The organism is Bacteroides sp. AR20, from assembly GCF_964250605.1.
Classification (GTDB): Bacteria; Bacteroidota; Bacteroidia; order Bacteroidales; family Bacteroidaceae; genus Bacteroides; species Bacteroides uniformis.
Map to the genome: position 1 here is coordinate 41,038 of NZ_CAXUGK010000016.1, position 12,380 is coordinate 53,417.

Annotated in this window: 8 protein-coding genes; 4 read left to right on the forward strand and 4 right to left on the reverse strand. The window is 51.6% G+C overall.

Annotated features, from left to right (window positions below; genetic code table 11):
• Positions 1–45 precede the first annotated feature (45 nt).
• Positions 46–1,449: an aldo/keto reductase gene (locus ACESTD_RS09875; protein ID WP_329779400.1), complete on the forward strand. Its 1,404-nt coding sequence runs from the start codon at positions 46–48 to the stop codon at positions 1,447–1,449.
• 153 nt (positions 1,450–1,602) lie between these two features.
• Positions 1,603–3,474 (forward strand): TonB-dependent receptor, encoded by a 1,872-nt coding sequence (locus tag ACESTD_RS09880; RefSeq protein ID WP_373158841.1) that lies wholly within the window; start codon positions 1,603–1,605, stop codon positions 3,472–3,474.
• On the opposite strand, the gene ACESTD_RS09885 is transcribed toward ACESTD_RS09880, so the two are convergent.
• Positions 3,471–4,922 carry a hypothetical protein gene (locus ACESTD_RS09885; protein ID WP_195207828.1) on the reverse strand — a complete coding sequence of 484 codons (1,452 nt, stop codon included), beginning with the start codon at positions 4,920–4,922 and terminating at the stop codon, positions 3,471–3,473. The genes ACESTD_RS09880 and ACESTD_RS09885 overlap by 4 nt on opposite strands.
• 22 nt (positions 4,923–4,944) lie before the next feature.
• The gene (locus ACESTD_RS09890; RefSeq protein ID WP_373158831.1) at positions 4,945–6,498 is read right to left on the reverse strand and encodes an AAA family ATPase; all 1,554 of its coding nucleotides are present in this window, start codon (positions 6,496–6,498) and stop codon (positions 4,945–4,947) included.
• A 530-nt stretch (positions 6,499–7,028) separates the two neighbouring features.
• Between ACESTD_RS09890 and ACESTD_RS09895 the strand changes: the two genes are divergently transcribed.
• Both ACESTD_RS09895 and nudC read left to right on the forward strand, forming a co-directional pair.
• Positions 7,029–7,667, forward strand: coding sequence for an HU family DNA-binding protein (locus ACESTD_RS09895; protein WP_005832241.1), 639 nt, complete (start codon positions 7,029–7,031; stop codon positions 7,665–7,667).
• 118 nt (positions 7,668–7,785) lie between these two features.
• Positions 7,786–8,592, forward strand: a complete 807-nt coding sequence (nudC, locus tag ACESTD_RS09900) for an NAD(+) diphosphatase (RefSeq protein ID WP_005832242.1) — start codon at positions 7,786–7,788, stop codon at positions 8,590–8,592.
• A gap of 290 nt (positions 8,593–8,882) precedes the next feature.
• Here nudC and ACESTD_RS09905 read toward each other — a convergent pair whose 3' ends face one another.
• Both ACESTD_RS09905 and ACESTD_RS09910 read right to left on the reverse strand, forming a co-directional pair.
• Positions 8,883–10,625 (reverse strand): phospho-sugar mutase, encoded by a 1,743-nt coding sequence (locus ACESTD_RS09905; RefSeq protein WP_005832243.1) that lies wholly within the window; start codon positions 10,623–10,625, stop codon positions 8,883–8,885.
• 81 nt (positions 10,626–10,706) lie between these two features.
• Positions 10,707–12,350 carry a C69 family dipeptidase gene (locus ACESTD_RS09910; RefSeq protein WP_005832244.1) on the reverse strand — a complete coding sequence of 548 codons (1,644 nt, stop codon included), beginning with the start codon at positions 12,348–12,350 and terminating at the stop codon, positions 10,707–10,709.
• Positions 12,351–12,380: the final 30 nt, after the last annotated feature.

Below are 12,380 nucleotides of genomic sequence, written 5' to 3' on the forward strand. Positions count from 1 at the left end.
AGCTTTATCACCCTAATATCCATTTATAATTTCAGTCCTATCACAATGAAAGAAGACAATAAGAACAAGATAAACCGCCGCGATTTCTTCAAACTCGCCGGTGCAGGAACGCTTGCCTCGGCAGCAGCCCTATACGGCTGTTCGGGCAACAAGAACAACGGGGAAAGCGAATCGGCCGCACTGGGCGAGATACCAACCGGCAAGATGACCTATCGTACCAACCCCAACACGGGCGACCGGGTTTCTCTGCTGGGATACGGATGCATGCGATGGCCCACCCGGAAACGTGCCGATGGGAATGGAGACGAAATAGACCAGGAAGCCGTGAACGACCTGATAGACTATGCCATTGCTCACGGAGTGAACTATTTCGACACCTCTCCCGCCTATGTGCAAGGTCTGTCGGAGCGCGCCACGGGCATTGCCTTGAAACGCCACCCACGGGAGAAATTCTTCCTTGCCACAAAGCTGTCCAACTTCAGTCCCAGCACGCACAGCCGCGAAGAGTCCCTTGCCATGTATCACCGCTCCTTCCGTGACCTGCAAGTGGACTACATCGACTACCTCCTGCTGCACGGCATCGGCATGGGCGGCATGGAAGCCCTCCGTTCCCGCTATCTGGACAATGGCATGCTGGACTTCCTGCTGAAAGAGCGCGAAGCCGGACGTATTCGCAACCTCGGATTCTCCTATCATGGAGATATCGAAGTCTTTGACTACCTGCTCTCTCGCCATGACGAACTGAAATGGAACTTCGTACAAATCCAACTGAACTACGTAGACTGGCGGCATGCCAAAGAAGTGAATACCCGCAACACGGATGCCGAATACCTATATGCCGAGCTGGTGAAGCGCAACATTCCCGCCGTTATCATGGAGCCGTTGCTGGGCGGACGCCTATCCCGCCTAAACGACCACTTGATGGCACGTCTGAAACAACGCCGCCCGCAGGAGAGCGTGGCTTCCTGGGCCTTCCGATTTGCAGGTACTTTCCCCGATGTGCTGACCGTACTGAGCGGAATGACGTACATGGAGCATCTGCAAGACAACCTGCGTACCTTCTCCCCGCTTGTTCCATGTACGGAAGAGGAGTTTACCCTACTGGAAGATACCGCCCAGCGAATGCTGCAATACCCCACCGTGCCGTGCAACGACTGCAAATACTGTATGCCGTGCCCCTATGGGCTGGATATTCCAGCCATCCTGCTGCACTACAACCGCTGCATCAACGAGGGCAACGTGCCGCAGAACAGCCAAGACGAGAATTACCGCGAGGCACGCCGCGCCTTCCTGATAGGCTATGACCGCAGTGTTCCCCGTCTCCGCCAAGCCAACCGCTGCACCGGTTGCGGCCAATGCAACCCGCACTGTCCGCAAGGCATCGACATCCCGGCGAAACTGCAGGAGATAGACCGATTTGTGGAAACGCTGAAGCAGGAAACCCTTTAACGGACTTATCTTCAACCCTGGTTGTCCATTTTAAGGATTACCAATCATATACAGATTCTTCTTTTTGTATAACTTTGCAAAAAGAACCATAAATAAACGATGAATAAAAAGATTTTAACCGCAATTTTAATAAGTATCGCCCTTCCGGGTAGTATGCTGTCCGCACCTGCCGACAGCCTCCGGCTGAAAAGCTACAAGCTTGATGAAGTCGTGGTGACCGGGACAAGAAATGAAACAGACATCCGCCACCTGCCAATGACCATCTCCGTAGTGGGCCGCCAGCAACTGGAACAGACCTACCAGCCCTCCATCCTGCCTGCACTGACCGAGCAGGTGCCCGGACTTTTCACCACAAGCCGCGGCATCATGGGCTACGGCGTATCCACGGGAGCCGCAGGAGGCATGAGCCTGCGCGGTATAGGCGCCGGAGTAAACGCAGCCGGAGGACCTACGACCAGCCTGCTGGTGCTGATAGACGGACATCCGCAATACATGGGCCTGATGGGGCATCCCATCGCCGACGCCTACCAGAACATGATGGCCGAACGGGTGGAAGTGCTGCGCGGTCCCGCCTCCGTCCTCTATGGGTCCAATGCAATGGGCGGGGTTATCAACATCGTCACCCGCAAGATGCAGGAGGACGGGGTGAAAACCAATGCGCAGATAGGATACGGTTCCTACAATACCCTGCAGACGGAAGTCTCCAACCGCGTGAGGAAAGGGCGTTTCAGCAGCGTGGTGACCGGCTCGTACAACCGTACCGACGGACACCGTGACGACATGGAGTTTGAGCAGTATGGCGGCTATGCCAAACTGGGATACGACTTCAGCGACACCTGGAAGCTGTGGGGCGACGTGAACATCACCCGCTTCAACGCCTCCAATCCCGGCGAAGCCGACAATCCGTATATAGACAACGACTCGCGCATCACACGCGGCATGACCTCCTTCGCACTGGAAAATCGTTACGACTGTACTTCCGGCGCCGTGAGCTTCTTCTATAACTGGGGCCGGCACAGGATTAATGACGGCTACCATCCCGGAGGAGAGCCCCAGAAGTCGCACTTCAACTCCAAGGACCGGATGCTGGGCATATCGTGGTATCAAAGCGCCACGCTCTTCACCAGCAACCGCCTGACCGTAGGTTTCGATTACCAGCACTTCGGCGGAGAGTCCTGGAACAAGGTTGTCGCCATCGACGAGGCAAAACCCGGACAGCAGATTGGCGACCATATCCCCGGTGTGGACAAGCAGATGGATGAATTTGCAGGCTATGTGGATTTCAGGCAGGACATCAACAGCTGGCTTTCACTGGACACCGGTGTCCGCATAGACCACCATTCGCACGTAGGCACGGAATGGATTCCCCAAGGGGGACTGGCTTTCCATCTGCCGCGACAGGCAGAACTGAAAGCAATGGTGAGCAAAGGATTCCGTAACCCCACCATCCGGGAGATGTACATGTTCCCTCCACAGAACCCCGATTTGAAAGCGGAGAGCCTGATGAACTATGAACTCTCCTTTACGGGGCAGCTTTTGGGAGGGCCCATGTCCTATGGGGTGAACCTCTACTACATCAACGGGGACAACATCATCATGACGGACCCTGCCCTGCGCAAGAACGTCAACTCCGGCGAGATAGAGAACTGGGGTGTGGAAACCAACCTCGGATACCGCATCAACCGCCACTGGCAGATGAATGCCAATTATAGCTGGCTGCACATGGAGAATCCGGTACTGGCGGCTCCCGAGCACAAACTCTATGCCGGTGCGGACTTTACGCAAGGACGTTGGGGCCTATCTACCGGTATACAATACGTGAAGGGTCTCCATACCTCGGTCACCCCGGGTAAGGAGAAGCAGGAAAGCTTCGTACTCTGGAACCTGCGTGCCAACTACCGTCTGTGCAGTTTTGCCGACGTCTTCGTCAAGGGTGAAAACCTGCTGGCACAACGCTATGAAATCAATGCAGGCTTCCCCATGCCGAAAGCCACGGTGATGGGAGGCGTAAATATCAACTTTTAATACTGTTGCGAAGGAGTATATTCTACTCGATAGATATGGTCGAAGAATGGTGCCCACTCATTGTCCGTGATGCCAATCTGCAGACCGTAGAAGTGTGTACCAGCTTCCCGACAACGGCGAATCTCCTCCATAAAGGCAGGTGAAGAGTGAGGAATCTTGAAATCGCTGACCCAAAGCACATCGGCATTCATATACTCCTTGCCTTCTTTGAGAAGGTGGAACGTGGCTTCCAGCATGCGGGTGGCATCTGTATCCCCGCAAGCTGTCTTTGAGAAGAATTCGAGCAGCCTTGCCCGCTCTTTCCTTACGTCAATCGGATGGATGGAGACGGAAAAGGCTATCAGAAAGCAGTTCCGCCGTTGACGGTCGGCTATCTCCAGGAGCTTTATCAGCAGGGAGTGGGTAATCTTCTCCGGCTTGCCAGCCATGCTTCCCGAGGTGTCCAGACAGACAATCATCGGACCTTTGGGACGGGCGGGCTTGGTTTCGATGCGCCGGGCAGGCTGCATGATTTCCGATTTATAACGGAAGGTCTGGAGCTTGCGAGTAAGGTATTTGTAGACGAACAAATCTTCCAGTTCACTGTCGGCGGAATGGGCAAGCTCAATGGGAAGCAGAGCATTGAGGTCGTTGCCGGTACTGATGCCCAGGATGTCACATTTAGAGGAGTGCTCCATTTTGTAGACGTTTCCCTCGGCAACGCGGATTTGCTCACGTCCTTCGTCGTCTGCCATACGCCCCATCTTGCGGGCCACTTTCACTATCTCGGGGCAAGAGCGCTGGATGCGCACGATTTTCCGTATACGCTCAAAGTCGACAGTATTCCACAAGCCGCTCATCATGCCCCAGGTCTGGAAGAATTCGTCCTTATCCACCCGGTTCTGGCGGATGTACTCGGGGATGTCTTTCAGATTGGAACGGAGCCTGCGCTCGAGGGCATCTTTGCGGAAAGCAATCTCTTTCTCCTTTTCTTCGTGCATCTTCAGTTGGAAGGCGTCTTCCCAGTCGTCCACCATTTTCTCCCAGACTTCATCGTCCGCATATCCTCCTTCTGTACCGAAGTGGCTGCGGTAGAAACGGGAGTCGAAGCCGTACTCCCGGTATTTGTCGGAAATCTGCTGGAGCAAGGCTTGCCAGCCGTCTTTCCGCTTTGCCATGGACCATTCCAGCACGAGTTTCATCCCGGTCCGTTCCGACTGGCTTTTCCGGAGGTGGTACCTCTCCTTCTCCAAGTTCAATTGGATGAACTGAATCATGGTGTCGTAAAAGATACGTGCACAGACCTCATCGCCCAGCACCTGCACCTTGACCATGGAGTCGTTCATCACAGAGAGTAGATAGGCATACAAGGGCTCGGTATCCGTCTCTGCGCACTCTCCGGTGGCAACGAAACGGTCCAGTGCCTGCACATAGAAGGCGGTGTCATATCGGGTGACGGTGGTGTTCATCTTCTTCTTGGTTACTGGAGGATTATTCGTCTCCATATCTCAGTTTGCGCATGTCCACACGCGCCCAGGCTATTTCCTTGCGGACGATGGAGACGTATTGAGCTACGCTCTTTTTGTCTTCTTCGGAGACGAAAAGGTTGTCGGACAAATCTCTTACCAGGCGGTCTATGCTGGTGGCGGCGGCGTCCAGTTCCGTCTCGTAGTCACGGTCGGTGACGGAGAGGTTTCCCAGCCAGAGTTGTTGCTCCTCACCTCGTTGCAGACGCCGCATGGGGAAGCGCACACCGTTGATGTAGAGATGCTTGTCGTCGCGGTAGAGGGTGACGCGTTCGGTGCCTTCCTCTTTCACGGCGCCGGTGTCGGCAAAGGCGCGGATGATGGTACGCTTGGGATTGATGGGGTCGGCATACATTACGCCCAAGGTGGGGGCATCTTTGGCGCTGTACTCCTTCAGATTTCTGTAGTCCACGATAAAGATGTAGGTGTTGCCCGTACCATGTTTCTCCACCTGGTAGTAGAAATGTTCCGTTATCAGCAGGTCATCGTCCCTACGGTCGCCGGCAAGGCGGGCTTTGTCGAGGGCTTCGCGCACACGGCTGACTTTCAAATCGGATTTCAGCGAGGAGGCGATACCGGCAATCTGTTTTGTGTGGGACACGAATAAGGCACGGATAACGATGTCACGGATGGCAACGCTCTCATCAGGCTCACTCCATAGACAGTGGTAGACGGGAAGCAGGTCGGTCATGGAGACTTCCGTGCGGCCGTGGACGAAGGCGGAGGTCTTGAGCAGCTTCACGATGTTCTTCCAGCGGCGGTCGCTGACGTAGACATTGCGGCGCAGGTCGGAGTCTTGCATCTCTACGCTTGTCAGTCCGTGGCGAATGGCTGTGATGCAGGAAAGAACATCGAGAGGCAAGGTTACGCGGCGTATCTCAGCTTGCCATTCGGCATACTCGCGGTCGGAGATTTGCCATTCGCAAGCAGTCGTTTCCGGATGGTCGGCAGAATCGTCCAGCAGCATTTTGTAGAAAGATTCTTCCTGCTTGACGCAGGTGCAGAGAATGCGGATAAGGAAACGGTCCCATAGGGCTTCTAGTCCCTCGCCTTGAGCGGGCAGTTCGTTGCTGGCGGCTACGAGCAGTTTGAGGGGGAGATGCAGTTCCTTGTCGCCGTTGCGGAAAAGTTTCTCGTTGATGACGGTTAGCAGAGTGTTCTGTATGGCAGGGCCTGCTTTCCATATTTCGTCCAGAAACACGACATCGGCTGTGGGCAGATAGCCGTCGATGGCACGTTCGTACTTGTCGGATTCTTTCAGTCGGCTAATGCTGACAGGACCGAAAATCTCGTCGGACGTAGAGAAGCGGGACATCAGGTATTCAAAGGCACGGGCATCTGTAAAAGCCGACTTTAGCCGCCTGGCTACCATTGACTTGGCTACTCCCGGAGGTCCCAGGAGCAGGATGCTCTCGCCTGCCAGAGCTGCCAGCAGGGAGAGGTTTATTTCAGTTTCTTTTTCGTATACTCCCCGGTTCATTTCGGAAAGGAGGAGACGAATGCGTTGGGTTATTTCCACAATATGATTTATTTATAGTCAGTACTCATGTATAAAGAAAAGCGTGTAAAGATACCAAATAGTAGGGAAATCAGAGAGATTCTTATTAAGATTCACTATCTTTGGAAAACAAATACACACAGACACGCACACACACGTTGTGATTTGCTTTCATTTCCTATATCTATTACCATTTCTACCTGGAGACAAATTGTCCCCAGGTAAGTGACCAGTCCTTCATCGGGTCAGTCCCTATTATTGGGGATTTAACAATCCCCCCTCTTTTGCCGAAAACTAAAACTTTCCTCCCCAAACACTACCCTTCGTATCACAATATTTTATACCTTTGTTCACTAAGAAATAATCGTCCCATACCCATTTCTGTTTCGTCCGACAGCTGTCGGACGATAATTAAACAACTGTTGGACGATAATGCAACAGTTGTCGGACGATTAGTTTTTAGGAAGAAGAAAATTAATCTGCTTAGCGACAAAAATAATTCCCCGAAGCGACGAGAACTGTTTATCGCTATAAACAAAAATAAATATCTTATGAGCGCGTATTACGACCTTTACGAAACGCCTTCGCCCGACGGGAAAGAAGACAAGAAATCACTCCATGCACGTATCTGCCCGAAAAGGACTTATACCCAAAAGGAGTTTGTGGAACATATCGCAACTTTCCAACATCTGCCCAAGAATGTGATAGGGGCAGCATTGGATGCCTGCATTGACGAGCTGTGCGATTTGCTGGCCAACGGAAACATCGTGGAGCTAGGAGAACTCGGATTCTTCAGCACTTCACTGAAATGCTTGCGCGAGACCGACGACGAGAAAAAGAAAATCCGCTCCGAATCCGTCCAATTCCAAAACGTACACCTGCGCATCAGCAGCACGTTCCGCAACAACATCAAGAAGAAAATGACGTTGGAACGTGTACACTCCACTACCAAGAAATCGAAAAAAGTAGTAGAGACCACCGAAGAAACAAGAAAAGCCGAACTGGAACTGTTCCTCAAGCAGAATGTATGTATCAACAAGAACGAATACATCCAGCTAAGCGGACTAACCAGACATGCCGCCATAGACGAACTGAACAACTTCATCCGGCAAGGGTTCCTGCGCCGCCGCGGAATGGGAAGGTCAACGGTCTATGTACGACAAGAAAAAGACACAGCAAACGAAATTTAGGGGGGAGGCGAACACAGAGATACAAAGACATAGAAATTAATGCTTTATCTCTTTGAAAAGAATCTCTATGCCTTTGTATTTTCGTGTTCATCCCCCCCAAATAATAAAACAACAAACAATGGAAAAATCAACAGAACCCCAACCCTCCACGCAGTGGTTCGTCTTCTTCAAAGACCAACTGCTGCTGAAAAAAGGATATACAGACAAAGGAGAAATAAAATACAGCGTACCCGTCAGTATAGAGCCTCCTCTGACACCGGAAGCCGGAAGTAATATACACGAAGTGTTCCCCCCCAACGGCAAGCAAGTACGCGCATTTGCCTTGGAACAGCCCGTGGCCGAAACCGACGAATGGGTCATGATAGGCCTGCGCGCATCGTACGATTACATCTCGTCGGACGAGTACCGTTCTGCAGGAAAGGCCTTCCAGATACTCTATTGGGACGAGCACAGCCGCTTCTGCCCCGTGTGTGGCACCGCCATGGAGCACCAGACCCCCATCATGAAGAAGTGTCCCAACTGCGGCAATGAGATGTACCCTCCCGTTTCCACCGCCATCATCGTACTGATACGCAAAGGAGACGAAATCCTGCTGGTGCATGCCCGGAACTTCCGAGGAACCTTCTACGGACTGGTGGCAGGCTTCCTCGAAGCCGGCGAGACACTGGAAGAATGTGTGGAACGGGAAGTTTTTGAGGAAACGGGGCTGAAGGTAAAGAACATCACCTACTTCAGCAACCAGCCCTGGCCCTACCCCAGCGGATTGATGGTGGGTTTCATTGCCGACTACGAAAGCGGAGAGATAAAACTGCAGGAAGATGAGCTGACCGCTGCCGCCTTCTATTCCAAAGACAACCTGCCCGAAATACCACGAAAGCTGAGTATAGCAAGAAGGCTGATAGACTGGTGGATGGAGAACAATTAAAAATTAAAGAATAAAAAAGAGGGGGGGAAGAAATTTAAAAAAGCAAATTGCGGAAAACACACACTCACAAACGAACAACTACGAATGAAACGACTCTCATTCACATCAACCAATCGGTGTGTAACCGCAATCTGCATATACTAAACTTCCCTGCAAACGTTTTGTTCATCAACCATCGGGTTTAAGTCTTTATTTAAGTTTTCTTTCAACACAGAAGCAAAAAGAAAAGGCGCAGCCCTCACGGGTTACGCCTCTCCAAACACTATATACACATTTTTTCCTCTTTCCTATCAAATGCCGAGTGACTTGCGCACTGCCTCCACTTTCTTTTCAGCTTCGGCATCAGCGCCGGCATAGCATTTCGGACAACCCATCTCGCCCTTCACCTCGATATAGAACTTAATCTTCGGTTCCGTACCGGAAGGACGGACAGAAATCTTCGTGCCGTCTACAGTGAAATATTGAAGTACATTGGAAGTCTCGGGCATATCCAGCTTGCTTACATTACCCCGGACATCGGTAGCCTCCAATGTCTTGTAATCCTTAATCAAGCTGACAGCCGAACCGCCGATTTCCTTCGGAGGATTGGCACGGAAGTTATCCATCATCGCCTTGATTTCCTCGGCACCGCTCTTACCCGGTTTCACCACATTCACGGTGGTTTCCTTTGAGAATCCATATTCTACATAGATTTCCATCAATACGTCATAGAGCGTCTTACCCTGGTCTTTGGCCCAAGCACAGATTTCGGCCAGCAAGGAGCAGGCAGAAACAGCATCTTTATCACGGACAAAGTCTTCGGCCAGGAAGCCATAGCTTTCTTCACCACCACCGATATACTGCTGCTTGCCTTCGCTCAGACGGATTTCGCGGGCAATCCACTTGAAGCCGGTATAGCAGTCGCGCATTTCAATCTTGTTCTTGTCTGCCACAGCCTTGATGAGTTCAGTGGTCACGATGGTCTTCACGATGAAGTCGTTCGGCTGCATCTTGCCCATTGCAATACGGTTCTTGATGATGTAGTACAAGAAAATGAGACAAGTCTGGTTACCATTGATAAGCACCCACTCGCCCTTATCGTCCTTGCAGGCCATACCGACACGGTCGGCATCCGGGTCACTTGCCATCACGATGTCAGCGTCAATCTTCTTGGCGAGCGCAATGGCCATGGAAAGGGCTTCGGCATTTTCGGGATTCGGAGAAACCACCGTCGGGAAATTGCCGTCCTTCACCATCTGTTCGGGCACGCAGTTGATATTCTCAAATCCCCACTCCTTCAATGAATCCGGAATGAGCACGCGGCCTGCGCCATGAAGCGGAGTATACACAATGCTGAGGTCTTTCTGGCGACGGATGACTTCGGGGTCGATGGAGATGGAATGAACCATGTCCAGATAAACCTTATCCACTTCCTTGCCAATAATCTGAATCAAGTCCTTGTTGCCGTTGAACTTGATGTCGTCCACAGTCACCTTGTTCACCTCTTCGATAATGGCAGTATCGTGCGGAGCGAGCACCTGCGCACCGTCATCCCAATAAGCCTTGTAGCCGTTGTATTCTCTGGGGTTGTGGCTGGCTGTAATGTTGATACCGCTCTGGCAGCCGAAGTGGCGAATGGCAAATGAAACTTCGGGCGTAGGACGAAGGTCATCAAAAAGATATACCTTGATGCCGTTTGCAGAGAAGATGTCGGCAGAAATCTTTGCGAACTTGTCGCTATTGTTGCGGCAGTCGTGCCCCACAACAACGGAAATATCCTTCTTTCCGGCAAAACATTTGTTCAGATAGTTGGACAAGCCCTGTGTTGCGGCACCTACGGTGTAGATGTTCATGCGGTTTGTACCGGCACCCATGATGCCACGCAGACCACCCGTTCCAAACTCCAGGTCTTTGTAAAAACTGTCTATCAATTCGGTTTTATCTGGATTTTCCAACATGCGTTTCACTTCTGCCTGAGTTTCGGCATCATATGCCGGGGTAAGCCATTTTTCGGCTTTCTCAGTCACCTGCTTAATCAGTTCCTGATTTTCCATAAGACTGTTATTGTTTTAAGGGTTAATATAAACTTTTTTGTAAGACACAAATGTAGAAGAATAAGTTCAAATATCCTAATTTTATTCAGGCATTTTATATCTGTCTCCCGTCTGCTTAACATACTCTTCAAGGAACTCCTTCGGGTATCCCGGGCGGATTACGCCTGCCGGCTGGCCGATGGAATTACGTTCGAATTGACCGTTTTTCATACGTTTGACAACGCCGTCATTATACTTTACGACAAGAAACTCGCCAAGACGTTTCCAAGTATCGAAAGTGCTTTGGGCAGTCATGTTCGTATAGTTGGTAAGGAATGCCTTTGCTTTGGCAGGGTCTTTTTCCAGCAGTTTGGCAGCAGCAGCCTCAACGCCTTCCTGCGCTTCGTTGAAGGTTGTCTCCAACTCTGTCTGAGTGGCACGCACGTCGCCCATCATCAAGTCATAACGGGGATAAACCATATTGGCCACCCAGTTGAAAATCCAGAAAGCGGAGTTCCAGGAGAAAGTAATGTAATCGGCGCCGTCCACACGGGTGTAGCATACGGGAACCTTGTCCGTACAGCAGTATACGGGCGTAAATACCGTCATGTTGGCATCATCTGTGCCGAACCACAATACTCCACCGATAGGATCGGGCAACTCGGAGCGCATCTGTGCCACGAATACGAAACCGCTCTGCTGGGTGGAGATGGGACGCTCATTGAAGTATTCCTGGTCATCCACCTTGAAAGAGAGTGGAGAAAGGCGGTACGGGGTATGATACGGGCCTGCGCCGAAATCTTTGCTGATGTCGAGAGGAGTACCTTCATAATGGTCGCGCATGGCGTTCTTCACATCCTGCACGGAAACCTTGCGGTTGGGCTTCACAAACAGAGGCATCGGAGTGTCCGTCTCACCCAATATATAAGGCAGGAACTCGTTGCCGCGGTCGGTAAACATATTGAAATAGCTCCATACGCGTGCCTCGCAATAGCGACGGGCACCGAAATCGAGCGGAGCGTAGGCATCGGCAAAGCTGAAATCCTTGTTCACACCGTCAAAATAGCCCTTCTCGCGTGCAAAAGAGATGACGTCGGGGGAGTACATACAGTTCTCCTTGTCGTTCATGTTGAACTGATGAATGCGGCTCTGGTTGGCATGAGCGGAGATACAATCATCGGGCACGCGGACAGCTACCCATACGGCACCGCGCACACCGGGTCCCTTGCCAATCATCTCCATAATCCATATTTCGTTGGGGTCGGCGATGGTGAAGGACTCGCCACTGCTGTAATAGCCATATTCCTGCACCAGTTCCGTCATCACCTTGATGGCCTCGCGGGCGGTGCGTGAGCGTTGCAGACCGAGGTAAATCAAACTGCCGTAGTCGATGATGCCGGTGGTATCCACCAGCTCGGGACGTCCACCGAATGTCGTCTCACCGATAGTGAGCTGGAACTCGTTCATATTGCCGATGACATTGTACGTCTGGCGAGCCTGCTCTATCTGCCCGAGGTATTTGCCGGTGTCCCACTCGTGTATGTCAATCAGCGTGCCTTTCTTGTGCATACCGGCAGGATAATGATACAACTCGCCGAACAAACCATAAGAATCGGCAGAATAGGAAACAATGGTAGAACCGTCCGCAGAAGCGTTCTTGCCCACGATAAGATTGGTGCAGGCCAGCGCATTCGCCATGGCTGCCACAACAAACAAGACGGAAAGAGTCAGTCTTTTACTTTTCATACTTCTAAATTATAATGTTACTAAATATTT

Coding starts and splice junctions, on each gene's coding strand:
- ACESTD_RS09875 (WP_329779400.1), top strand. CDS start 46: ATGAAAGAAGACAATAAGAACAAGATAAACCGCCGCGATTTCTTCAAA.
- ACESTD_RS09880 (WP_373158841.1), top strand. CDS start 1,603: ATGCTGTCCGCACCTGCCGACAGCCTCCGGCTGAAAAGCTACAAGCTT.
- ACESTD_RS09885 (WP_195207828.1), bottom strand. CDS start 4,922: ATGAACACCACCGTCACCCGATATGACACCGCCTTCTATGTGCAGGCA.
- ACESTD_RS09895 (WP_005832241.1), top strand. CDS start 7,029: ATGAGCGCGTATTACGACCTTTACGAAACGCCTTCGCCCGACGGGAAA.
- nudC (WP_005832242.1), top strand. CDS start 7,786: ATGGAAAAATCAACAGAACCCCAACCCTCCACGCAGTGGTTCGTCTTC.
- ACESTD_RS09905 (WP_005832243.1), bottom strand. CDS start 10,625: ATGGAAAATCAGGAACTGATTAAGCAGGTGACTGAGAAAGCCGAAAAA.
- ACESTD_RS09910 (WP_005832244.1), bottom strand. CDS start 12,350: ATGAAAAGTAAAAGACTGACTCTTTCCGTCTTGTTTGTTGTGGCAGCC.